This is a genomic window from Geodermatophilus sp. YIM 151500, from assembly GCF_025716945.1.
GTDB lineage: Bacteria > Actinomycetota > Actinomycetes > Mycobacteriales > Geodermatophilaceae > YIM-151500.
This window is the reverse complement of the sequence record NZ_JAOVZT010000016.1, coordinates 31,725-55,284: the sequence shown is the minus strand read 5'-3', so window position 1 is coordinate 55,284 and position 23,560 is coordinate 31,725. Positions and strand designations below refer to the sequence as shown.

At 71.6% G+C, this 23,560-nt stretch carries 18 protein-coding genes and 2 tRNA genes; 15 read left to right on the top strand and 5 right to left on the bottom strand.

Annotated features, from left to right (window positions below):
- The first annotated feature begins 654 nt into the window (after positions 1-654).
- A complete protein-coding gene (locus tag OF117_RS20145; RefSeq protein WP_263554637.1) occupies positions 655-2,388 on the top strand; it encodes a hypothetical protein in 1,734 nt (577 codons plus the stop codon).
- A 7-nt stretch (positions 2,389-2,395) separates the two neighbouring features.
- Complete coding sequence (locus OF117_RS20140) at positions 2,396-3,325, top strand: HNH endonuclease (RefSeq protein ID WP_263554636.1); 930 nt, start codon at positions 2,396-2,398, stop codon at positions 3,323-3,325.
- Between the two features lie 161 nt (positions 3,326-3,486).
- Here the strand turns inward: OF117_RS20140 and OF117_RS20135 are convergent, their stop codons facing one another.
- Both OF117_RS20135 and OF117_RS20130 read right to left on the bottom strand, forming a co-directional pair.
- Positions 3,487-3,687: a hypothetical protein gene (locus OF117_RS20135; protein ID WP_263554635.1), complete on the bottom strand. Its 201-nt coding sequence runs from the start codon at positions 3,685-3,687 to the stop codon at positions 3,487-3,489.
- 495 nt (positions 3,688-4,182) lie between these two features.
- Positions 4,183-4,256: transfer RNA gene (locus OF117_RS20130), tRNA-Gly, on the bottom strand.
- Positions 4,257-4,447: 191 nt separating this feature from the next.
- On the opposite strand from OF117_RS20130, the gene OF117_RS20125 reads away from it, so the two are divergent.
- The 7 genes from OF117_RS20125 (at position 4,448) to OF117_RS20095 (ending at position 11,629) form a co-directional block, all read left to right on the top strand.
- Positions 4,448-5,326: a hypothetical protein gene (locus OF117_RS20125; protein WP_263554634.1), complete on the top strand. Its 879-nt coding sequence runs from the start codon at positions 4,448-4,450 to the stop codon at positions 5,324-5,326.
- Positions 5,327-5,430: 104 nt separating this feature from the next.
- Positions 5,431-5,504, top strand: a tRNA-Pro gene (locus OF117_RS20120).
- A 129-nt stretch (positions 5,505-5,633) separates the two neighbouring features.
- Positions 5,634-7,289, top strand: a complete 1,656-nt coding sequence (tig, locus tag OF117_RS20115) for a trigger factor (RefSeq protein ID WP_263554633.1) — start codon at positions 5,634-5,636, stop codon at positions 7,287-7,289.
- A gap of 359 nt (positions 7,290-7,648) precedes the next feature.
- Positions 7,649-8,287: an ATP-dependent Clp protease proteolytic subunit gene (locus OF117_RS20110; protein ID WP_411969471.1), complete on the top strand. Its 639-nt coding sequence runs from the start codon at positions 7,649-7,651 to the stop codon at positions 8,285-8,287.
- A gap of 19 nt (positions 8,288-8,306) precedes the next feature.
- Positions 8,307-8,936: an ATP-dependent Clp protease proteolytic subunit gene (locus OF117_RS20105; RefSeq protein ID WP_263554632.1), complete on the top strand. Its 630-nt coding sequence runs from the start codon at positions 8,307-8,309 to the stop codon at positions 8,934-8,936.
- A gap of 282 nt (positions 8,937-9,218) precedes the next feature.
- Complete coding sequence (gene clpX / locus OF117_RS20100) at positions 9,219-10,490, top strand: ATP-dependent Clp protease ATP-binding subunit ClpX (RefSeq protein ID WP_263554631.1); 1,272 nt, start codon at positions 9,219-9,221, stop codon at positions 10,488-10,490.
- Positions 10,491-10,708: 218 nt separating this feature from the next.
- On the top strand, positions 10,709-11,629 hold the full coding sequence (locus tag OF117_RS20095) for a type IV toxin-antitoxin system AbiEi family antitoxin domain-containing protein (protein ID WP_263554630.1): 921 nt from the start codon (positions 10,709-10,711) through the stop codon (positions 11,627-11,629).
- A 69-nt stretch (positions 11,630-11,698) separates the two neighbouring features.
- Here OF117_RS20095 and valS read toward each other — a convergent pair whose 3' ends face one another.
- A complete protein-coding gene (valS, locus tag OF117_RS20090; RefSeq protein ID WP_263554629.1) occupies positions 11,699-14,287 on the bottom strand; it encodes a valine--tRNA ligase in 2,589 nt (862 codons plus the stop codon).
- 289 nt (positions 14,288-14,576) lie between these two features.
- On the opposite strand from valS, the gene OF117_RS20085 reads away from it, so the two are divergent.
- Together OF117_RS20085 and OF117_RS20080 are read left to right on the top strand one after the other, a co-directional pair.
- A complete protein-coding gene (locus OF117_RS20085; RefSeq protein WP_263554628.1) occupies positions 14,577-15,944 on the top strand; it encodes a bifunctional folylpolyglutamate synthase/dihydrofolate synthase in 1,368 nt (455 codons plus the stop codon).
- Positions 15,941-16,333 (top strand): DUF4233 domain-containing protein, encoded by a 393-nt coding sequence (locus OF117_RS20080; protein WP_263554627.1) that lies wholly within the window; start codon positions 15,941-15,943, stop codon positions 16,331-16,333. The genes OF117_RS20085 and OF117_RS20080 overlap by 4 nt, the downstream gene beginning before the upstream one ends.
- Before the next feature lie 48 nt (positions 16,334-16,381).
- Here the strand turns inward: OF117_RS20080 and OF117_RS20075 are convergent, their stop codons facing one another.
- Both OF117_RS20075 and OF117_RS20070 read right to left on the bottom strand, forming a co-directional pair.
- Positions 16,382-16,918: a Clp protease N-terminal domain-containing protein gene (locus tag OF117_RS20075; RefSeq protein ID WP_263554626.1), complete on the bottom strand. Its 537-nt coding sequence runs from the start codon at positions 16,916-16,918 to the stop codon at positions 16,382-16,384.
- A 1-nt stretch (position 16,919) separates the two neighbouring features.
- Positions 16,920-17,162, bottom strand: coding sequence for an RNA polymerase subunit sigma-70 (locus OF117_RS20070; protein WP_263554625.1), 243 nt, complete (start codon positions 17,160-17,162; stop codon positions 16,920-16,922).
- A 74-nt stretch (positions 17,163-17,236) separates the two neighbouring features.
- Between OF117_RS20070 and ndk the strand changes: the two genes are divergently transcribed.
- The 4 genes from ndk to OF117_RS20050 all read left to right on the top strand — a co-directional run.
- On the top strand, positions 17,237-17,659 hold the full coding sequence (ndk, locus tag OF117_RS20065; RefSeq protein WP_263554624.1) for a nucleoside-diphosphate kinase: 423 nt from the start codon (positions 17,237-17,239) through the stop codon (positions 17,657-17,659).
- A 112-nt stretch (positions 17,660-17,771) separates the two neighbouring features.
- Positions 17,772-19,715: a TIGR03960 family B12-binding radical SAM protein gene (locus tag OF117_RS20060; protein WP_263554623.1), complete on the top strand. Its 1,944-nt coding sequence runs from the start codon at positions 17,772-17,774 to the stop codon at positions 19,713-19,715.
- Complete coding sequence (locus OF117_RS20055) at positions 19,715-20,503, top strand: TIGR03936 family radical SAM-associated protein (protein ID WP_263554622.1); 789 nt, start codon at positions 19,715-19,717, stop codon at positions 20,501-20,503. The genes OF117_RS20060 and OF117_RS20055 overlap by 1 nt, the downstream gene beginning before the upstream one ends.
- A gap of 285 nt (positions 20,504-20,788) precedes the next feature.
- Positions 20,789-23,560, top strand: a 2,772-nt coding sequence (locus OF117_RS20050) for a ribonuclease E/G (protein WP_263554621.1), incomplete at its 3' end; no start/stop codon positions are given.

The following is a 23,560-nucleotide window of genomic DNA, read 5'->3' as shown; positions in this document are numbered from 1 at the left end:
GGGTCAGTGATCCACCACGAAGGGTGATGCCTCTGATCCCCGATGAGCTTGACTCACATCGGCTCAATCGACACGGCTGTGCATCGGCGTGTCAGTCCAAGTCGGCAAGCACAGGCGGACTTCGCCGGAACGAGACATGCTCAGCACGGCTCCCACGGCTCACCAGCCACAGGGGTCTGCTTCTGTATCCGGGCGGCCGCTTCTAGGGCCCTACGACGGCCTCATACGTCGCTCCCGCGGTGCGGAAGTGGGTCTGCAAGCACGTCCCCGAGGCGCCGCTCATCCCCGCCGGCGTGTCCGCGCTGGTGGTCATAGGATTCCGGACCGGCAGCGGCGCGCGCCGAGGCGGTGCTCTCCGGACGCGTTCCAACGACCCGAGAAGTTCTGCAGGCACCTCCACCGGCTGACCGCGTCGAACAGGATGGGACAGGGAGGCTCAGCTTGCGGGCACGGGCCTCTGGGTGATGGCTGGCGTCAGGCACCAACAGATCACCGCGCAGCCCGCGACCGCCAGTCCAGGCGCTCGCCTCACACTTTGCAGCGACCCGGCGCGCCGACCCGGGGCCTATCTGCGAGCTCCATCCCGCGCCTACATAGGATCGGCCCGTTCCAAGGGACGCCTATGCCGGCTGTGCAGATGATCAGGGGGAGCCGATGCCCAAGCGAACGTACAGTGCCGTCCGACTTCGGCAGACCGCTGAGTCGGGCGATCTCGTACTCTTCGCCGCGCCGGCCACCGACATCGACGAGTGGTCGGGCGTGCCCCAACGAGAGCGCCTCGGGTCGAACACTGAAGCGATCGGATTCCAACGCGAGGAGAGCCCCAAGCGGCTCCATGAGCTTGCAGCATTCTTCAGTAATGGAAACAACGTCATCCAGAACCCGCTGCTTTGTGCGAGCCGAGACCCTAGCCGTGTGACATTCGAGACGACGGGCGACGACGCTAACACCTCAATCGGGTCGCTCACCGTCGATTGGGAAGATCTGAAGGTGCTTCCACTCGTTGAACTACTACGGCGAGTGCGAACCTCTCTTGAGCATCGATTGCCCGACCTCGCGAGTATGAAGATCGATGACGCGAAGCTTGCGCGGCTTAAAGAGCGCGCCAACTTCAATCACGCTGAAATGGCCGGACCGACTGCAGGCGATGAGCCTGACGACGAAGCGGCCGCGGCGGTTCCTGGCGAGCCCTCAGAGGGCGGCGACTCCGAGCAGCCCGCGACGTCGGTGCTCTTCTCAGGGGAAACGCATATTGCAGACTTCTGGGAGGAAGTAGCAGCACGCATACAGCTTTTGGAGGAGTCGAGTGCTGGTTTCGACGACGACAGCTTTCTCGGCTTTTCGAAGGAGGCAATGATCTCCTACCTCCAGCCGATCGTGGTCGTAGACGGCCAACACCGACTTCGCGGCGCGATCCTGGCGGCCGAGCAGGCAGCGAACTCGGAGGCGTTGCAGCCCGAGGTTGAGGCCGCCATCGATGCTGGACGGGATGTCGACGAGGTCGTTGACGAACTGCGGCGACGGGAAGCGCGTTTGTTGCCAGTCTCGATTTTGATGGAGCCTTCTCCTGCTGAGCATGTGTTTCAATTCGTCGTGGTCAACCAGAAGGCCACGCCGATTAAACCTGCCCTGCTGGGCACAATCGTCGCAACTAGTCTCTCGGCGGAAGAACTCGAACAAGTCTCCGAGCGGCTTGAGGCGGCAGGGATTCCGCTAGAAGATTCCCAGGCTATTGCATACCTAACGCGGCACCCCGACAGTCCCTTCAAAGATCTTGTTGAGAAGGGCCTCGCCAACGAGGGACGTCCAGACTTGCTCCAGTGGAACGTGCTGGGCTCGCTCGTTAGAATTTTTCGCGAACTGAAGGGCGGTCGACTGTTTGGCGAAAAAAACGATTACGCCGACAAATGGCGTCGGAGTCAGCTCGAAGAGTCCGAGATCGTTGCTGGTGCCCCTGTCGATCAATCTAAGTTCGAGTACTGGAGTCGCCAAGACGGGCCTTGGCGTGAGGTCTTCATCACCTTCTGGACAGCCGTGCGCGATCGATTGGCTACTACCAACGACAAAGATGCGGGAAACTACTGGGGGTCACCCAGGTCCTCCAACCTCTTCAACAAAATCAGCCTTACTATACTGGCGGCCGATTTCTTTCAGTACATGACCGATACTAAGCGACGTATTGATGACATCGAGGATGTCGCGAAGTGGGTCGACGAGTGGCTTGAGGATGTGAAGACGACATACTTCTCGCGCGACTGGAAGCTCGCAGGAGTCAAAAAGGATGCTCCTGGCACGCGGGCACAATGGGCCTATTTGTGGGTGCAGTACCGAAAGGATCCTCAGCAGCTGCCTGATCTTCGCACGTTCCGGCACCAGAAGGCGGGTTAAGGACCCCGTGGACCGCGCGCTCGGCGACTTCATTCAACAGGCGTTCGAGGTCGACGCAGCGGTATGGGACGAGGATGGTGTCCGAGATATTGCTGCGAAAGTTGCACCAGCAAGCTTGGGTGGGCTGACCAATTGGCTGCTGCGCGGTGACATAAATCACCTCTGGGCCCGTTGGTTCCTCGAAGGGCTCGCTGATCCCTTGCCCTACCTGGAGGGTACGCAGCAGTATGCGCACCTCTACAAGCGCGTTAGTGACGCTCTGGCGTCCGATGCAGGTCTGTTGCCCGCCGACGAGCGAACACAACTCGCAAGTCGGTTGACGAAGCTGCTCTGGCGAAAGATCGGTCGACTCGAGGTGGGGCGACGCGTCGTCGCCGATCGGGAGACTCGCCTCTTCCTCTGGGAGCTCTACCCGCGGTGCTGGGTGTGTGGCGCCGAGTTCAGTGACTGGGCTCGCGCGGCGTTTCTGGGTGAGGAGAGCGATGCGGAGCCGCGGACTCCGCCGTTTGTCGACTTCTACACGTCTCGCGGCGTCAAGCTGCTCGACCTTCGGATCGAAGTGGAGCATGTGGTTGCACACTCCTCCGGCGGATCCAGCCTCTTACATAATCTGCGGCTGGCCTGCGGATGGTGTAATCGCGTGAAGTCGAACCGTGCTCTCATATATGACGCTGAGGGAGCCCCTCGTGTACGTAAACACCCGACGCTCGGACCGGTCAGCGTGCCCCAGCCGTTTTGGGTGGTGCGGTTTCTAGCGATGCGGGGGCGGTGCGAAGACCCGAGCGGCTGCGCCGCCCGAACCTCCTCTGATGAGCTTACCGTTGCGCCACGAAACATCCACGGCGCTCCGAACCCGGCCAACTTGATCGTGGTCTGTCGGGAGCATGATCCCTTGCGTGACGTGCGTCTTGTGGCGTCGAAGTTCATCCCTCGCTAGACCAGCAAGTCCGATCAGGATCAGTGGTCGTTAGGCGACGGAAAATCTGGTGAGGGGCTGGCCGGGAGCACGGTCGTGGCCTGATGGCGCCCGTGAGGGCCAGCAGCTGCTAGACAACCCGAGCGGTCAAGGGGCTACACCAGCGTCGGAGTTGCCCCCAGCTACCGATACGCCACCACCTCGCCGCTCCGTTGCACGGCGCTGGGCATCACCGCCGAGTCGCTTCGCAACTGGGTCATTGAGGCCATGATCTCCTCCGGCGTCGAGGTGACCTCCGCGACGGGGTTCACGATGTCCTCGTGCGCGGCGAGCAGCGCCTGCGCCTGCATCGTGGTCAGGTCGCGGAACGTGAGGTCGGGCATGACCTCCTTCAGGTGCTTAGCTTCCTCCGAGCACCCTCCGTGCCTCCTGGAGCTAACCTGAAGCGGTCGCCCCCGATTATCAAGCACGAGCCACCTCCAAGCCTCCTTAGAGCCGCCCTTGAGGCTCTGGACTGGTCGGCACTGAGCAATCCGACCTAACAGGGCATCTCTGGGCTGCCTTCGCTGCCAGGGGACAGCTTGTCGGCTTCAGTGGGCGCCGAGCCCGGGTGCCCGTCGGGCCGCGTACGCGCGACGGACGGTGGGTCCTCGACCGCGCCGACGGGGGCCCCGGCACGTGGCGGCCGGACACCGCGGTCAGCCTGACACGACTCGGCCCTTTCCACGGCCGTTTCACTGGTTCGTGCCTTATCCGTGCCTTAAGCACGGGTCAAACCCGGTGGTCAGCGGTCAACAGGGGGCGGCACGACTGAGGCATGAAAGCGGCGCCGACACCGTGCTGAGCTCGACAGAAGGACATGCGAGCTGGTCAGTACGTGGAGCGGGTGACCGGGATCGAACCGGCATGGCCAGCTTGGAAGGCTGGGGCTCTGCCATTGAGCTACACCCGCGGAGGTGCCAGCCCAGGGTAGCCGCCCGGTCGACGGTGCGGCGTCGCTGCCCCGCCCCGCTCGCGTGGGCCTTCACGCGCTCCGGCGGCCGGTGGACACTCCGCCACATGCCCGCCGTCCCGAGTCCGGACAGGGCCCGCGGGCGGGTCGTCCCGGGCGGGCCGCGCCGGCCGCGGGAAGTGGTCGCCGCCGTGACACTCCTCGTCGGCCAGGGCGTGCTCGACGTCCTCTCAAGCAACCTTCTCGTCGATGTCGCGAAAGCCGGACGACACCTCGACACCGCGGGACCGGCACTGTCCCTCCTCACCGTGGCCCTCGCACTCGTGGCGCTGGGGAGCCGGACCCGCCTGGCGTGGCGAGCCCTGGTGGCGGCGTTCGGCATGCAGCTGGGCGTGGCCGCCGTCCACACGGTCGCGTTGGTCCTCCTGCACGGCGACGGATGGGCGAAGGACGCGGCGATCGCGGGGGCCGCTCTTCTCTCCTTCGCCGTGGCGCCGACCGTCGGGCTGTTCCTGACCGCGAGCGAGCCGGTCCGGCGGTGGTACGACCGGACGAGCCGGGACGCGGAGCCGGCCGACGTCCCGGACGACGTCCCGGACGACGTCCCGGAGGCTCCCGCATCGCGCCGGGACGACGTCCCCGTACCGCACGCGGACGACATCCCCCTGCCGCGCCCGGCAGTGGCGGCCTGCGTCCTCGCCGGGTCGCTCGCCGCGCTCACGACGGCGGGCGCCCTGTTCACCGCCCTGGCGACCAGCAGCTTCGCCGCCATGGGCGACGAGCTGTACGACCTGGGCGTCGTCATCGTGCTCTGGGAGCTCGCCTGCCCCGTACCGCTGGTCGTCGGCGCGGTGCTGCTGTTCCACGGCCTCGACCGCCGCGTCCTCGTGGTGGCCGCGGGCCTGGTCGTCGGCATCGCCGGGTGGTGGCTCTGGCTGGGTGCCAGCGGCGCCCTCGGCGCGGGGGGCGAGCAGGTCCTGCTCCCCGTCCTCCTCTTCGCCGGGCCGGCCGTAGCCGTGGTGGTGCTGGCCTTCCGGCCGTCGGTCACCCGCCGCCTCGAGGCACGGTGAGGTCTGCGGGGCCGGCGGATCGCGGGCCGGCTCGGTGCCCGTCCCTCGGGCCTCCCTCGGCGTCGCGGCGCCCGGTGGCGCGGGGCCTAGACTCGCGCAGGCCACGGGGTGTGGCGCAGCTTGGTAGCGCACCCGCTTTGGGAGCGGGGGGCCGTGGGTTCAAATCCCGCCACCCCGACCGACCCCCGCCGGCGTCCGGCGCCACCGGCGGGGGTCGCCGCGGCGTCCGTAGACTCGGGGCGATCCGGCGCCGTTGACCCTGCCCGGCGCCATCCCCCGACGTCCCACCCCAGAGAGGCACTGCGCTGTGAAGAGCACCATCGAGGAAGTCGGCCCCACGCGGGTCAAGATGGCCATCGAGGTGCCGTGGGGGGATCTGGACCACGCCTTCGGCGAGGTCTACAAGGAGCTCGGCCGGCAGGTCCGCGTGCCCGGCTTCCGTCCCGGCAAGGTGCCCAACCGCGTGCTCGACCAGCGCATCGGCCGCCCGGTCATCCTCGAGCAGGTCGTGCAGCACGCCGTCCCCGAGGTCTACTCGACCGTCGTCCGCGAGAACCAGGTCCGCGTGCTCGGCCAGCCGCAGATCGAGGTGACCCGGCTCGACGACAACGACACCCTCGCCTTCACCGCCGAGGTCGACGTCGCCCCTCGGATCGAGCTGCCCGCGCTCGACGACCTCCAGGTCACCGTCGACGACGTCGAGGTCTCCGACGACGAGATCGACCAGCAGATCTCCGTGATGCGCGAGCGCTTCGGGATGCTCACCGGCGTCGACCGCCCGGCCGAGGACGGCGACTTCGTGTCCATCGACCTCGAGGCCAAGCTGGGCGACGAGGTGCTCGAGGACGGCACCACCAGCGGCATGTCCTACGAGGTCGGCTCCGGCCAGCTCATGGAGGGACTGGACGACGCCGTCCGCGGGCTGTCGGCCGACGAGAGCGCCACCTTCACCACCGCGCTGCTGTCGGGCGAGCACGCCGGCGAGACGGCCGAGGTCAGCGTCACCGTCCGCTCGGTCAAGGCCAAGGAGCTGCCCGAGCTGGACGACGAGTTCGCCTCCACCGCGAGCGAGTTCGACACCCTGGCCGAGCTGCGCGACGACGTCCGCACCCGGCTGGCCCGGGCCAAGACCATGCAGCAGGGCGCCCAGGCCCGCGACAAGCTCGTCGACCACCTCATCGAGGCCGTCGACGTGCCCGTCCCGGAGAACCTGGTCGAGCGCGAGATCGAGTGGCGCAACCGCGCCTTCGAGACCGAGCTGCAGCAGGCCGGCATGAGCTGGGAGCAGTTCCTCGAGATGTCGGGGGCGGAGAGCCGCGAGGCCTACGACGCCGACCAGCGCGCGAACGTCGAGAAGGCCGTCCGCACGCAGTTCGTCCTCGACGCCGTCGCCGACGCCCGCGAGGTGACCGTCGACAACGACGACCTCTCCGCGCAGATCATCGCCCAGGCGCAGCGCAACCGGATCAGCCCCGAGCAGTACGCCCAGCAGCTGCAGCAGAGCGGCAACATCGCCGAGTTCGTCGCCGACGTGCGCCGCACCAAGGCCCTGGCCCAGCTGCTCGAGCAGACGACGATCACCACCGAGTCCGGCGCCACGGTCGACCTCGAGGCGCTGCGCCCGCGCACGGCGCAGGCGCCGGCCGCGGCCTCCGCCGAGGGCACGGCCGTGGCGACCGAGGAGCTGGGGGAGGAGCCGCTGGCCGAGGCCGGCGGGGTCGCCGCCGAGGCCGACCTCGGTCCCGCCGTCCAGACCGGTGCGGACGACACCGGTGCGGACGCCGCCGCCGCCGACGACACCGCCGACGACACCGCCGCTGACGAGACCGCCGCCGACGACGCTCCCGCCGCCGCGGCTCCGGCGAAGAAGGCCGCCGCGAAGAAGGCCCCGGCCCAGGAGAAGGCCGCCGGTGCGGACGCCTCCGCAGCCGCCGACGAGGCCGGGGACGACGTCCGCTCCTGACTCCAGCACGACCCCGACGACGCCGCCGTGCCCGACCCCGGGTGGGCGGCGTCGTCGCATCCGGGCCCCGGGCGACCCGTCGCGAGCCGACCGCCGGAGCCGCCGGCGACGTCGTCCCCGAGCCGTCCCCGAGCCGTCCCCGACCCGTTCCCGAGCCGTGCGCGGGCCGCCCGCTGCGCCGTCGGCGAACACCGCCGGCGCCGGGACTGCGCCGTCGGAGGTGCGCGTTAGGGTCGACAGGACTCAGGCGTTCGCCGGAGGGTCCCGGCCCTCCGAGGGGTCGTTCCCGGGCCCGCACCACCGAGCCATCCGCCCACCGAGACCCGCAGCACGACAGTCCAACGGAGGTCATCGCACCCGTGAGCACCACCCACCCGAACCTGGCGAGCGCGCCGCTGCTGCGCGGCAACGCCGGGGGGATGAACCTCAACGACTCGGTCTACGAGCGCCTGCTCCGCGAGCGCATCATCTTCCTGGGCAGCCAGGTCGACGACGTGATCGCCAACCAGCTCGCCGCGCAGATGCTGCTGCTGTCGGCCGAGGACCCCAAGCGCGACATCCACCTGTACATCAACAGCCCGGGTGGCTCGGTCAGCGCCGGCATGGCCATCTACGACACGATGCAGTTCATCGAGTGCGACGTCGCCACCTACGGGATGGGCCTGGCCGCCTCGATGGGCCAGTTCCTGCTCACCGCCGGCGCCAAGGGCAAGCGTTACGCCCTGCCGCACGCGCGGATCATGATGCACCAGCCGTCGGCGGGCGTCGGCGGCACCGCGGCCGACATCGCCATCCAGGCCGACCTGTTCCGCCGCCTCAAGCGGGAGCTCAACGAGCTGCAGTCGTTCCACACCGGACAGAGCGTCGAGCAGATCGAGCAGGACTCCGATCGCGACCGCTGGTTCTCCGCGCAGGAGGCCCTGGAGTACGGCTTCGTCGACCACGTCGTCAGCCGCGCGGCCATGACCGACAGCGCCAACCCGGTCAACGACAACTGACGGCCCGGAGGAGAGACCGATGACCTTCCAGATGCCCTCCAGCCGCTACATCCTGCCCTCCTTCGTGGAGCGCACGAGCTACGGCATGAAGGAGTCCAACCCGTACAACAAGCTCTTCGAGGAGCGGATCATCTTCCTCGGGGTGCAGATCGACGACGCGTCGGCCAACGACGTCATGGCCCAGCTGATCACGCTGGAGTCGGCCGATCCCGACCGCGACATCACGATCTACATCAACTCGCCCGGTGGCTCGTTCACGTCGCTCATGGCCATCTACGACACGATGATGTTCGTCCGGCCCGACATCCAGACCGTGTGCATGGGCCAGGCCGCCTCGGCGGCCGCCGTCCTGCTCGCGGCCGGCACGCCCGGCAAGCGGCTCGCCCTGCCCTACTCCCGGGTGCTCATCCACCAGCCCTCGGGCGAGTCCGGCGGTCAGGTGTCCGACCTGGAGATCCACGCCGCGGAGATCCAGCGGGTGCGCATCCAGATGGAGGAGATCCTGGCCCGGCACTCCGGCAAGGACATCGAGCAGGTCCGCAAGGACATCGACCGCGACAAGATCCTCACCGCCGAGGAGGCCAAGGAGTACGGCCTGGTCGACCAGGTGATCCAGAGCCGGAAGCTGAACGCGCTGCCGGTGCGCTGACGCGCAACGGGACGGGCCGAGACCGCGCGTGTCGCGCTCTCGGCCCGTACCGTTCGAGGGGCAGGCGGAGCACAGGCGACGGATGTGATGCCACCGTCGGACCGGGTGAGTCATTGCCCCCACCGGTCGGTGGCGCCCGGTACGGTCGGCGAGCGCCCGATCCCCGGCCGGTGGCGCCGGGAGGAGAGCCTCGCGGGCACTGCGGGGTGCACGAGGGCACGGCAGCACGACATGCACGCGGGGCCAACTTCCCAGGCCCGATCCCGAGGTGGAGGTCAACAGGTGGCACGTATCGGTGAGAGCGGCGACCTGCTCAAGTGCTCGTTCTGCGGCAAGAGCCAGAAGCAGGTCAAGAAGCTCATCGCGGGCCCCGGGGTCTACATCTGCGACGAGTGCATCGATCTCTGCAACGAGATCATCGAGGAGGAGCTGTCGGAGTCGTCGGACCTGAAGTTCGACGAGCTGCCCAAGCCCAAGGAGATCCACGACTTCCTCGAGCAGTACGTCATCGGGCAGGAGCAGGCCAAGCGCACCCTCTCGGTCGCCGTCTACAACCACTACAAGCGCGTCCAGGCCGGCAGTGAGCGGTCGCGCGACGAGTCCGTCGAGCTGGCCAAGTCGAACATCCTGCTGATGGGTCCGACCGGCTGCGGCAAGACCCACCTGGCGCAGACCCTCGCCCGGATGCTCAACGTGCCGTTCGCCATCGCCGACGCGACCGCGCTGACCGAGGCCGGCTACGTCGGTGAGGACGTCGAGAACATCCTGCTCAAGCTGATCCAGGCCGCCGACTACGACGTCAAGCGCGCCGAGACCGGCATCATCTACATCGACGAGGTCGACAAGATCGCGCGCAAGAGCGAGAACCCGTCGATCACCCGTGACGTCTCCGGCGAGGGCGTCCAGCAGGCGCTGCTGAAGATCCTCGAGGGGACGACGGCGTCGGTGCCCCCGCAGGGCGGCCGCAAGCACCCGCACCAGGAGTTCATCCAGATCGACACGACGAACGTGCTGTTCATCGTGGGCGGCGCCTTCGCCGGGCTGGAGAAGATCATCGAGGCGCGGGCTGGCAAGCAGGGCATCGGCTTCGGCTCGGAGATCCGCAGCAAGAAGGAGATCGACGAGTCCAACGCCTTCGCCGAGGTCATGCCCGAGGACCTGCTGAAGTTCGGCATGATCCCCGAGTTCATCGGCCGGCTCCCGGTGATCACCAGCGTGCAGAAGCTGGACCGCGAGGCACTGATCAACATCCTCACCGAGCCGAAGAACGCCCTGGTGCGGCAGTACCGGCGGCTGTTCGAGCTCGACGGCGTCGACCTCGAGTTCACCGACGACGCGCTCGAGGCCATCGCCGACCAGGCCATCCTCCGGGGCACCGGCGCCCGCGGGCTCCGGGCGATCATGGAGGAGGTGCTGCAGTCGGTGATGTACGACGTCCCCAGCCGCGACGACGTCGCCTCCGTGGTCATCACCAAGGAGGTCGTCCTGGAGCACGTCAACCCGACGATCGTGCCGCGCAAGCCCACCCGCGAGCGCCGCGAGAAGTCCGCGTAGGCGCGTCCGCAGCCGCACCGGCGAGCCCGTCCCGATCCCCGGGGCGGGCTCGTCCGCGTCTACGGCCGCCAGTCCCGCCGACGTCGCCGACACCGTGCGCGGTTGTGCACATCCAGGCCCTGGAAGTGCACAACCGCGCCCGATGATGACGGACGCCGCCGTCCACAGATCGCCGCCAGCCGTTCCGCGCGGGTGCTGCCACCGGCCACCGTGCTCCCGTGGTCTTCGACGTCGACGAGGTGGTCGGCCCCGACGGGTGGACGACGGCGTCCGAGCTGCTGACCCGCATCAGCCGGCGCACCCTGCAGCGCTGGCTGAGCGCCGGCCGGCTGGTGCGGCTCCGTCCCGGTGTCTACGCGGCGCCGGGGGCGGCGTCGGACTGGCGGGTCCGGGCAGCGGCCGCCGTCGCCGGGAGGAAGGCCGTGCTCAGCCACGCCACCGCCCTCGCGCTCTGGAACCTCGCGCCGCACCCGTCCGGACCGGTGCACGTCACCGTCGACGAGAACGGCAGCGCCCGCGGCTCGGATCGCGTGGTCGTGCACCGGGCGTCGGGCGCGTGGGACGACCGGCGTCGGGTCGACGGACTTCCCGTGGTTTCGGTCGAGCGGGCCGTCGTGGAGAGCTGGGGGCTGCGGGGCGGTTCCACTCCGGGTGACGTCCGAGCGGCGGCCATCACGGCTGTGCGCCGCCGGTTGTGCTCGCCGCGGGAGCTGGGCTACGAGTTGCAGCGCAGCACTCGTTTGCGCGGTCGGGCCGCGCTCGTTTCGCTGGTCGACCTGCTCGCCGACGGCTGCCAGAGCGAGCTGGAGATCTGGGGCTGCCTGCGCCTGCTGCGCGGGCAGGGGATGCCGGGGTTCGTCCGGCAGCGCCGCGTCGTCGTGCGCGGCGAGGTCTTCTTCCTCGACGCCGCGTGCGAGGAGGCGATGCTCGCCGTCGAGCTGGACGGCGCGGCGTGGCACGGCTCGCAGACGCAGCGTGAACGCGACATCCGCCGTGACGCGCTGCTGGCCACCGTCGGCTGGCAGACGCTGCGCTTCGGCTACCGCCGGATCATGCAGGCGACGGAGCACTGCCAGGCGGAGATCATCGCCGTGGCCGCGTCTCGCCGCAGGCTGCTCCGGGGCGACGTCGTGCGCTGATGCGCAGTTCGAGGCGGTGGAACTGCACAGCGGCGCACACCGTCGCGGCGCAACCCGGCCCCGCACCGATCAGGCGTCGGCGGGTGGGGCGAGGACGACGTCGACGGTCACGTCGGGCTGCTCGCCCTGCTCGAGGGTCAGCGAGGCGATCCGGCCGGCGTCGACCAGGTCGCTCCGGCCGGCCTCCATCGCGGCCACCTGCTCGGCGGGCGCCCGCACCACCGCGGACGCGACGTCGGCCCGCATGGAGACCTTGGCGTCGGACTTGGCCTTGCGCACACCCGCGAGCGCGGAGGCGACCACGCCGACCACCGCGGGGTCGCCGCCGGTCGGCAGCTCGGTCGCGGTGGGCCACGGCGCGCGGTGCACCGAGCCGGTCTGCCACCACGACCAGACCTCCTCGGTGACGAACGGCAGCACCGGCGCGAACAGCCGCAGCTGCACCGACAGCGCCAGCGCCAGCGCCGCCCGCGCCGACTCCGCGGCCGGCCCGGAGCCGTAGGCCCGCGACTTCACCAGCTCCACGTAGTCGTCGCAGAAGGACCAGAAGAAGGCCTCGGTGACCTCCAGCGCGCGGGTGTAGTTGAACGCCTCCATCGCCGCGGTCGCCTCGTCGACGACGGCGGCCAGCGCGGCGAGCAGGCCGCGGTCCATCGGCTCGGTCACCTGGTCGCCCGACAGCCCCGCCGTCGCCCCGAGCCCCAGCACGAACTTGCCGACGTTGAGGATCTTGATGGCCAGCCGCCGGCCGACCTTCATCTGCGCCTCGTCGAACGGCGAGTCCGCACCCGGCCGCGCCCCGGCCGCGCGCCAGCGCACCGCGTCGGTGCCGTACCGCTCCAGCACGTCGATCGGCGTGACCACGTTGCCCTTGGACTTCGACATCTTCTTGCGGTCGGGGTCGACCACGAAGCCGGAGATGGTCGCGTGCGTCCAGGGCACCGTGCCGTGCTCGAAGTGCGAGCGGACGACGGTGGAGAACAGCCAGGTCCGGATGATGTCGTGCGCCTGCGGACGCTGGTCCATCGGGAAGACGTGCGCGAACAGCTCCGGATCGGTGTCCCAGCCCGAGGCGACCTGGGGCGACAGCGACGACGTCGCCCAGGTGTCCATCACGTCGGGGTCGCCGATGAAGCCGCCCGGCTCGCCGCGCTGCGACTCGTCGTACCCGGGTGGCGCGTCGGACGACGGGTCGACCGGCAGCGCGTCCTCGGCCGCCAGGATCGGGTCGTCGTGGACCGGCTCACCGGCCTCGTCGAGCCGGTACCAGACCGGGAACGGCACGCCGAAGAACCGCTGACGGCTGATCAGCCAGTCGCCGTTCAGCCCCTCGACCCAGTTCTCGTAGCGGTACCGCATGTGCTCGGGCACCCACTGGATCTCCCGCCCGCGCGCGATCAGCTCGGCGTTCAGCGAGGCGTCCCGGCCGCCGTTGCGGATGTACCACTGCCGCGTGGTGACGATCTCCAGCGGCCGGTCGCCCTTCTCGAAGAACTTCACCGGGTGGGTGATCGGCTTCGGCTCGCCGTCCAGGTCGCCGGACTCCCGCAGCAGCTCGACCATCCGCTGCTGGGCGCTGAACACGGTCTTCCCGGCCAGCTCGGCGTACGGCCCGGCGGGCACGCCCGGTGGCGGGTCGGCGAGCAGCCGGCCGTCCCAGCCGACGACCGCCCGGGTCGGCAGCTGCAGCTCGCGCCACCAGGTGACGTCGTTGAGGTCGCCGAAGGTGCAGATCATCGCGATGCCCGAGCCCTTGTCCGGCTCGGCGAGGCGGTGCGCGACCACCGGCACCTCGACGCCGAACACCGGCGTCCGCACCGTCGTGCCGAACAGCCCCTGGTACCGCTCGTCGTCGGGGTGCGCGACCAGCGCGACGCAGGCGGGGACCAGCTCGGGCCGGGTGGTCTCGATGAAGACCGGGCCGTGCGGCGCGTGGAAGGCGACCCGGTGGTAGGCGCCGGGCCGCTCGCGGTCCTCGAGCTCGGCCTGCGCCACCGCCGTCCGGAAGGTGACGTCCCACAGCGTCGGCGCCTCCTGCGCGTACGCCTCGCCGCGGGCGAGGTTGCGCAGGAAGGCGCGCTGCGCCGTGGCCCGGGACGACTCGGAGATCGTGCGGTAGACGTTGGTCCAGTCCACCGACAGGCCGACGCGGCGCCACAGCTGCTCGAAGGCCTTCTCGTCCTCCTCGGTCAGCTGCATGCACAGCTCGACGAAGTTGCGCCGCGAGACCGGCACCTGCTCCTTGCCGGGCTTCTCCGGCGGCGCGAAGGACGGGTCGTGGTGCAGCGACGGGTCGCACCGCACGCCGTAGTAGTTCTGCACCCGCCGCTCGGTGGGCAGGCCGTTGTCGTCCCAGCCCATCGGGTAGTAGACGTGGCGGCCGCGCATCCGCTGGTAGCGGGCGACGATGTCGGTGTGCGTGTAGCTGAACACGTGCCCGACGTGGAGTGACCCGCTGGCCGTCGGCGGCGGGGTGTCGATCGCCCAGATCTGCTCGCGCGGTACCGACAGCGCCGCGGCGCGGTCGAAGGCGTAGACGTCGGATGACGCCCACGCCGCGATCCACCGCTCCTCCAGCCCGTCCAGCGAGGGCTTCTCGGGTACGCCGAGCACGGCTCCCGGGGTGGTGCTGTCCGGGCGGGAGGTGTCGGCAACCATGCCCCGCATCCTAGGAAGGCCGGGCAACGCGGCTCCGGCCGCGCCCGCGCCGGCCCGGTGCACGGCTGACCGTGTCGGTCCGGCCGGGCCGGCGCGGGTCGGCCGGAGCGGTCCTCCTCCCGCGTCCCCGTGCTCTGCGTGCCCCTCGCACCCACAGCACAGGGCGCTCGACGACCTCGCCGGACCCCCGTGGGCCCGCCCGCCGCGAGCACGGGGCGGGGGTGCGTCCGCGGTCGGCGGTCACCGCGCGGACACCGAGCGGACGCCGACGGCTGGCATCCTGGGAGGGGTGAGCAGCAGCCCGCACGGCCCCGAGGACGCCGAACTCGCCCGCGTCGAGAAGGCGCTGCTCGCCCGCTGGCCGGAGAACCGGCTGGAGCCGTCGCTGACCCGGATCTCCGCCCTGGTCGACCTGCTCGGCTCGCCGCACCGCGCGATGCCGGTGATCCAGGTCGCCGGCACCAACGGCAAGACCACGACCGCCCGGATGGTCGACGAGCTGCTGCGCGGCTTCGGCCTGCGGGTCGGCCGGTTCACCAGCCCGCACCTGCAGAGCATGCGCGAGCGGATCGTGCTCGACGGCGAGCCGGTCGACGCCGTGCGCTTCGTCGAGACCTACGACGACGTCGCGCCGTACGTGCAGATGGTCGACGCGGCGTCCGACGTCCCCATGTCGTTCTTCGAGGTCGTGGTCGGCATGGCCTACGCGCTGTTCGCCGACGCGCCGGTCGACGTCGCCGTCGTCGAGGTCGGCATGGGCGGCACCTGGGACGCCACCAACGTGGCCGACGCGCGCGTCGCCGTCGTCACCCCGGTCGACCTCGACCACGCCGAGTACCTCGGCCCGGACGTCGGCACGATCGCCGGCGAGAAGGCCGGGATCATCAAGGACGGCGCCATCGCCGTGCTCGCCCACCAGCAGCCGGCCGCCCTCGACACGCTGGTCCGCCGGGCGGTCGAGGTGGAGGCCGTCGTCGCCCGCGAGGGCAACGAGTTCGGCGTGCTGGAGCGCACGGTCGCCGTCGGCGGGCAGCAGGTGCGCCTGCAGGGCCTGGGCGGCGAGTACGAGGAGGTCTACCTGCCGCTGTTCGGCGCGCACCAGGCGCAGAACGCCGCGGTGGCGCTGGCCGCGGTGGAGGCCTTCCTCGGCGCCGGCGCGGCCACCGGGCCCATCGACCAGGAGACGGTGCGCCAGGCGTTCGCCGGCGTCCGCTCGCCGGGCCGGCTGGAGCGGGTGCGGACCAGCCCGACCGTGCTGGTCGACGCCGCGCACAACCCGGCCGGCGTCGCGGCGACCGTCGACGCGATCCGCGAGTCGTTCGACTTCACCCGGCTGGTCGGCGTGGTCGGCTGCGTGCGCGGCAAGGACGTGACCGGCATGCTCACCGCGCTCGAGGACGTCTGCGCCGAGCTCGTCGTCACGCAGAACAGCTCGGCCCGGGCGATGCCGGCCGACGAGCTGGGCGCGCTCGCCGTCGACGTCTTCGGTGCCGACCGCGTGAGCGTGTCGCCGCTGCTGCCCGAGGCGCTGGAGTCGGCGGTCGAGCTGGCCGAGGCCGGCCCGGACGACGCCCTGGGTGGCTCCGGTGTGCTGGTGATCGGCAGCGTGATCACGGCGGGGGAGGCCCGCACCCTGCTCGCCGGGCCGCGGGCATGACGGCGCCCGATCCGGAGCGGGCCACGCGGGCGCTGCGCGGCGTCGCGGCGGCGGTGCTGCTGCTCGAGGGGATCGCCGTGCTGTTCGTGCCGCGGGGCATCGCGCAGAGCGGCCCGGGCCTGACCGGCACGCGGCTGACCTTCCTGCTCCTGCTGGCCGTGGTGCTGGTGCTGGCAGGCGGGGTGCAGCGCCGTCCGCGGGGGCTCCTGGTCGGGACGGCGCTCCAGGTGCCGCTGCTGCTCACCGGCCTGCTGTCCGGCGTCATGTGGATCGTCGGCGGCGTGTTCGTGCTGATCTGGCTCTACCTCTTGCAGGTGCGCAAGGAGCTGCTCGGCAGCAGCTTCGGCGACCCCGCCGCGGCGCCGCCCCCGGCCGAGCCGGGCGACTGACGCCGCCCGACCGACGCCGGCGCTCCGGGGAGCATCCGGGCCGGAGCTTCAGGCCGCCCCGGGCTGCTCCCGGGCGCGGTCGCGGACGTCCGCGGCGTCGGCACCCAGCGAGCGCAGCACTCGCTCGACCACCGGGTCGTCCACCGCGAGGACGCCGACCAGCACGCACGCGCTGTCGATCGCGCGCCGGCGGCGGCGCGGCCGCCGGTCCAGCACGTAGCGCAGCGACTCCTCCAGCGCCCGCTTGCTGCCGTCGGCGAACGGCAGGTGCCCACCGCTCGGGGCGGGGTCCAGCGCGCCGGGGCCGAACACCTCCTCCGCCACGGTGCGCACCGAGTCGAGGTCCACGCCGAGCGCCGCGAGGGCCTGGGCGTCCAGCGGATCACCGGCGGCACCGGCGGCGGCCGGGCGGAGCCGCTCGGCGTCCACGCCCGCCGCGGCCAGCGCCGCCCGCCCCGGCCCGTCGACCGCGGCGACGGCGACCAGCAGGTGCAGCGGCTCGATCCGGTCGGCGCGCAGGTCGCGCGCCTCCTCCTGCGCCCGGACGACGACGTCCCGGGCGTCCCGGGTGAACCGTTCGAACACCTCAGCGCTCCCTTCGCGGCCGGCCCAGCCGGGTGCCGGCGTGCTTCTTGTGCACCGCCTGCCGGGTGACCCCCAGCGAGTCGGCGATCTGCTGCCACGACCAGCCCTGTCGCCGGGCGCGGTCGACCTGCAGGGCCTCGAGCCGGTCGGCCAGCTCGCGGAGCGCGCGGATCGCCCGCAGGCCCGTGGCCGGGTCGTCGGCGGCGGCCGCCGCGACGGCGTCCCGGGGTGGCGTGGCGGTCACAACGTCAACATAAGTTGACAGGCGTTGTCGTGTCAACTCAAGTTGACCCGCGGCGCCCCGTAGGCTTCCGGCTCGTGTCCGCACCCGCGCCCGAGCGCACCCTGGTCCTCGTCAAGCCCGACGGCGTCACCCGCGGCCTGGTCGGGGAGGTCGTCTCCCGGCTGGAGGCCAAGGGCCTGCGGCTGGTCGCCGCCGAGCTGCGCACCCTGAGCCGCGAGACGGCCGAGCAGCACTACGCCGAGCACCGCGAGAAGCCGTTCTTCGCCCCGCTGGTCGAGTTCATCACCGGCGGCCCGCTGCTCGCGCTGGTGGCGGAGGGGCCGCGCGCGATCGAGGCGTTCCGCGCGCTGGCCGGCGCCACCGACCCGGTCAAGGCCACGCCCGGCACCATCCGCGGCGACTTCGCCCTCGAGGTGCAGAACAACATCGTGCACGGCTCCGACTCGCCCGAGTCCGCCAAGCGCGAGATCGCACTGTTCTTCCCCGACCTGGGCTGACCCGGGCATTGGAAGCTTTGCCCCCTGTCGAGGGGGCGAACATCGGGGGCAAAGCTTCCAATGCCTTGGAGGGGCGGGGCGGGGGGACGGCGGCGGCTACCCTGGACGGGTCATGACGAGGAAGCCGCGCACGTCCACGGGCGAGTCCCTCTACCCCCGGCTGGAGCCGCTGCTGGCGCAGGTGCAGAAGCCGGTCCAGTACGTCGGCGGGGAGCTGAACTCCCAGGTCAAGGGCTGGGACGACGTCGCCGTCCGCTGGGCGCTGATGTACCCCGACGCCTACGAGGTGGGCTTGCCCAACCAGGGCCTGATGATCCTCTACGAGGTGCTCAACGAGCGCCCCGATGCCCTGGCCGAACGCACCTACGCCGTCTGGCCGGACCTCGCCGCGCTGATGCGCGAGCACGGCGTGCCGCAGTTCACCGTCGACGCGCACCGCGCCGTCGGCGACTTCGACGTGCTCGGCGTCAGCTTCGCCACCGAGCTCGGCTACACCAACCTGCTCGAGGCGCTCGACCTGGCCGGGGTGCCCCTGCACGCGGTCGACCGCGACGAGACGCACCCCGTCGTGGTCGCGGGCGGGCACGCCGCCTTCAACCCCGAACCCGTCGCCGACTTCGTCGACTGCGCCGTCCTCGGCGACGGCGAGCAGGTGGTCGGCGACGTCACCGACGTCGTGAAGGCCTGGAAGGAGCAGGACCGGCCCGGCGGCCGGGTGGAGCTGCTCGCCCGGCTGGCCCGGGTCGAGGGCGTCTACGTGCCGCGCTTCTTCGACGTCGCCTACGGTCCGGACGGCGCCATCGCCGCCGTCACCCCCAACCGGGACGACGTCCCGGCGCGGGTGGCGAAGCGCACCGTGATGGACCTGGACGAGTGGCCCTACCCGAAGCAGCCGCTGGTGCCCATGGCCGAGAGCGTGCACGAGCGGATGAGCGTGGAGATCTTCCGCGGCTGCACCCGGGGCTGCCGGTTCTGCCAGGCCGGCATGATCACCCGGCCGGTGCGCGAGCGCACCCTCCAGGGCATCGGCTCGATGGTCGACCGGGGGCTCAAGGCCACCGGGTACGAGGAGGTCGGCCTGCTGTCGCTGTCCAGCGCCGACCACTCCGAGATCGGGCAGATCGCCAAGGAGCTGGCCGACCGGTACGAGGGCACCAACACGGGCCTGTCGCTGCCGAGCACCCGGGTCGACGCGTTCAACGTCACGCTGGCCGACGAGCTGTCCCGCAACGGCCGGCGCTCCGGGCTGACCTTCGCTCCCGAGGGCGGCAGCGAACGGATCCGGCGGGTGATCAACAAGACGGTCTCCAAGGAGGACCTGGTCCGCACCGTCACCACGGCCTACGCCAACGGCTGGCAGCAGGTGAAGCTCTACTTCATGTGCGGCCTGCCCACCGAGACCGACGAGGACGTGCTGGAGATCGCCGACCTCGCGGTCGAGGTCATCCGCGCCGGGCGGGAGGCCAGCGGCCGCCGCGACATCCGCTGCACCGTCTCGATCGGCGGGTTCGTGCCCAAGCCGCACACTCCCTTCCAGTGGGCCGGGCAGGCCAGCGCCGAGACCATCGACGCCCGGCTCAAGCTCCTCCGGCAGGCCATCAACAGCGACAGGCGGGTCGGCCGCTCGATCGGGCTGCGGTACCACGACGGCCAGCCCGGCATCGTCGAGGGCCTGCTCTCCCGCGGCGACCGCCGGGTCGGCCGGGTGATCGAGCGGGTGTGGCGCGACGGCGGGCGGTTCGACGGCTGGAGCGAGCACTTCTCCTACCAGCGGTGGACGACGGCCGCCACCGAGGAGCTCGCCCGCTTCGGCGTCGACCTCGACTGGTTCACCACCCGCGAGCGCACCGAGCACGAGATCCTGCCCTGGGACCACCTGGACTCCGGCCTGGACAAGGAGTGGCTCTGGGAGGACTGGCAGGAGGCGCTCGCGGAGGAGGAGGTCGCCGACTGCCGGTGGACGCCCTGCTACGACTGCGGCGTCTGCCCGACCATGGGCACCGAGATCCAGATCGGTCCCACCGGCCGCAGCCTCCTCCCGCTCACCCCGGTCTGATGGCCCGTCAACCCGAGGGACCACCCCCGCCGCCGACGGTGCAGAAGCTGCGCCTCCGCTACGCCAAGCGCGGCCGGCTGCGCTTCGCCTCGCACCGCGACCTGGCCCGGGCGCTGGAGCGGGCGCTGCGCCGCGCGCAGGTGCCGATGGCCTTCTCCGCCGGCTTCACGCCGCACCCGAAGATCTCCTACCTCGGCGCCGCCCCCACCGGCGCGGCCAGCGAGGCCGAGTACGTGGAGCTCGGCCTCGCCGAGCGCCGCGACCCCGAGGAGGTGCGCGCGAGGCTGGACGCCGCGCTGCCGCCGGACGTCGCCGTCCTCGAGTGCGTCGAGGCGGCCGAGGGCACCGGCGCGCTGGCCGACCGGATCGACGCCGCCGTCTGGCGGGTCGAGCTGCCCGGGGTGGCCCTGGCCGAGCTGCAGCCGGCTGTCGAGAAGTTCCTCGCCAGCGGCGTGGTGACCGTCGCCAAGCGCACGAAGAACGGGCTGCGCGACGTCGACGCGCGGGCGCCCGTGACCAGCGCCTCGGCGGTCGATGAGGCAGGTTGTGCCATACTGCACATGGTCGTCCGGCAGGTGACGCCCGCCGTTCGACCCGACGACGTGTTGGCCGCGCTGGCTGCCGTCGCCGACCTGCGCCCGCCGTTGCCCCCCCGGGCCGTGCGTGCGGCGCAGGGCCGGCTCGACGACACCGGAGCCGTGGCCGATCCGCTCGGTCCCGACCGTGCGGCGCGCACCCGCTGCCAGGGGGAGCACGCGGCGGCCCGACCGGCGGAGCCGGTGGCCTGACGCCGTCGCGCGGCACGGCTGCCAGACGCGCCGCACCGTCCCGGGTCCGCCGGGGCGACCCAGACCACCAGCACCACACGCACAGCAGCACCGCACCCAGCTCGACCGGGTGCACCGCACCACCGGCCACCGGACGCGGCCCCCGTCGCCCGGTGGCCGACCACAGACTTCGCAGGACGGGCCGACCGCCGCACCCGTGCGGCGGCCCGTCCGGCCAGACCCGCGTTCCTGCGCGGCCGCCAGTCCTCGTGATCGGCGCCCGGGAGCGCCCGAGGAGGAGCCCTCGTGGCTGACAACGACAGCACCGACGCCGATACCGGAACCGCCGCCGCCGAGGCGGACGCCACCCAGCAGGACACCGCGCCCGTCGGGCCCGGGCCGACCGACGGCCCCGGGGAACCGGCCGACCGCGGGCAGGGCGCCGGTGGCGACCTGCCGCAGCCGCCCACCGAGGGCGACCCGTCGCAACCGGCCGCCGGGGCGGACGCCGCGGGTCAGCAGCCCGGCGAGCCAGGCGCCGCGGATCGGCTGCCCGCCGCCGCGCAGACCGAGGACGACGGGGCCGAGGACGACGAGGCCGAGGACGACGGGGCCGAGGACGACGAGGCCGAGGACGACGAGGTCGAGACGGAGGAGGCCGAAGGCGCCGGGGCCGACGCAGGGACGGCGGCCGCCGTCGCGCCGGCCGAGCCGGAACCGGAACCCGCGCTGCCGCGCTTCGGCGCGCAGTTCAGCTCCCCGGAGCCGACCGCCGTCGTCGCCCGTCCCCGCCGGCGGGCCACCCGGCCCGCAGCCGCCGCCGAGCCGGACGCCGCCGAGCCGGACGCCGCCGAGCCGGTGGTGGCCCCGCCCCCGGCGGCTGCCTTCGTCAGTTTCATGGCTCCCACCGCCACCGAGGCCCCGCCGGCACCGCGTCGGCGCGGCCGCCGCGCCGCCGCCGAGTCACCCGACGCGGAGACCCCCGACACCGGGGCCACCGAAGGCGCCGCCGAACGGCCGGAGGACGAGGAGCCCCGACCGCGGCGCGGCCGCCGTCGCCGGGCCGGCGGCCGGGCCGGCGGCGAGGACACCGGTGCCGGCGAGGACAGCACCGCGGACGAGGCGGACACCGGCGTCGCGGACGAGGTGGACGCCGGCACCGCGGAGGCGACCGACACCGAAGACCGCGACGCCGACACCGAGGACAGCGACGCCGACACCGAGGACCGCGACGAGGAGCCCTCGGGCAGCCGGCGCCGACGGCGCGGGCGCAGGGGCCGGGGCCGCGGCCGGGCGGACACCGACGCCGACACCGACGCCGACACCGGCGACGAGGAGACCGACACCGGCGAGAACGAGACCGACCTCGACACCGGCGAGGACGAGTCCGGCGCCGACGCCGAGGAGGGCGCCGACACCGACGAGGACGAGGGCGCGCCCTCGGGCACCCGGCGTCGTCGGCGGCGCCGGCGTCGGGGCGGCGCCGAGGACCGCGCCGACCGAGCCGAGGAGGCCGAGGACGAGGAGCGCCCGGAGCGGGCCGGTCGCGGCGGCCGGTTGACCAGCGACGACGACGTCCGCGGGGTGACCGGGTCGACCCGGCTCGAGGCCAAGCGGCAGCGCCGGCGCGACGGGCGCGACAGCGGCCGCCGGCGGACGCCGATCCTCACCGAGTCGGAGTTCCTCGCCCGGCGCGAGTCGGTCGACCGGGCGATGGTGATCCGGCAGCGCGGCGAGCGCACGCAGATCGCCGTCCTGGAGGACGACGTGCTCGTCGAGCACTACGTCACCCAGGCGCAGGCGACGTCCTTCGCCGGCAACGTCTACCTCGGCCGGGTCCAGAACGTGCTGCCCAGCATGGAGGCGGCGTTCATCGACATCGGCAAGGGCCGCAACGCCGTCCTCTACGCCGGCGAGGTGAACTGGGACGCCGCCGGGTTGAGCGGCAAGCAGCGCTCGATCGAGCAGGCCCTCAAGACCGGCGACAAGGTCGTCGTCCAGGTGACCAAGGACCCGATCGGCCACAAGGGCGCCCGGCTCACCCAGCAGATCAACCTGCCCGGCCGCTTCCTGGTCTTCGTGCCCGGCGGGTCGATGACCGGCATCAGCCGCAAGCTGCCCGACACCGAGCGCAACCGGCTCAAGGACCTCCTCAAGCGGATCGTCCCCGAGGACGCCGGCGTGATCATCCGGACCGCCGCGGAGGGCGCCTCGGAGGAGGAGCTGACCCGCGACGTCAACCGGCTGACCGCGCAGTGGGAGGTCATCCAGAAGAAGGTCGAGGCCGCCCAGAACTCCTCCGGCGGCGGTCCGACGCTCCTCTACGGCGAGCCCGACCTGGCCATCCGGGTCATCCGCGACGTCTTCAACGAGGACTTCAAGGAGCTCGTCGTCCAGGGCGACGAGGCCTGGGACACCGTCGAGGCCTACGTCGCGCACGTCTCCCCGGAGCTGTCGGGCCGGCTGACCCGCTACACCGGCGAGGGCGACGTCTTCTCCGCCAAGCGGATCGACGAGCAGCTGGCCAAGGCCCTCGACCGCAAGGTGTGGCTGCCCTCCGGCGGCTCGCTGGTCATCGACCGCACCGAGGCCATGACGGTCGTCGACGTCAACACCGGCAAGTTCGTCGGCGCCGGCGGCAACCTCGAGCAGACGGTGACCCGCAACAACATGGAGGCGGCCGAGGAGATCGTCCGCCAGCTCCGGCTGCGCGACATCGGCGGCATCATCGTCATCGACTTCATCGACATGGTGCTGGAGAGCAACCGCGACCTGGTCCTGCGCCGGCTCACCGAGTGCCTGGGCCGCGACCGCACCAAGCACCAGGTCGCCGAGGTGACCTCGCTCGGCCTGGTGCAGATGACCCGCAAGCGGGTCGGCCAGGGCCTGCTCGAGGTCTTCTCCGAGCCGTGCGAGCACTGCCGCGGGCGCGGCCTGGTCGTGCACACCGAACCCGTCGACGAGCGGCGCCGCGGCGGCAACGGGGGCGGCGGCAACCGCCGGGACCGGTCCGGCGGCCGTGACACGGCCAAGGACACGGCCAAGGACACGGCCAAGGACACGGCCAAGGACACGGCC

Excerpts from the sequence above, each read along its gene's own strand:
- OF117_RS20145 (WP_263554637.1), top strand. The coding sequence starts at position 655 with ATGCCCAAGCGAACGTACAGTGCCGTCCGACTTCGGCAGACCGCTGAG.
- OF117_RS20135 (WP_263554635.1), bottom strand. The coding sequence starts at position 3,687 with ATGCCCGACCTCACGTTCCGCGACCTGACCACGATGCAGGCGCAGGCG.
- OF117_RS20105 (WP_263554632.1), top strand. The coding sequence starts at position 8,307 with ATGACCTTCCAGATGCCCTCCAGCCGCTACATCCTGCCCTCCTTCGTG.
- valS (WP_263554629.1), bottom strand. The coding sequence starts at position 14,287 with ATGGTTGCCGACACCTCCCGCCCGGACAGCACCACCCCGGGAGCCGTG.
- OF117_RS20080 (WP_263554627.1), top strand. The coding sequence starts at position 15,941 with ATGACGGCGCCCGATCCGGAGCGGGCCACGCGGGCGCTGCGCGGCGTC.
- OF117_RS20060 (WP_263554623.1), top strand. The coding sequence starts at position 17,772 with ATGACGAGGAAGCCGCGCACGTCCACGGGCGAGTCCCTCTACCCCCGG.
- OF117_RS20055 (WP_263554622.1), top strand. The coding sequence starts at position 19,715 with ATGGCCCGTCAACCCGAGGGACCACCCCCGCCGCCGACGGTGCAGAAG.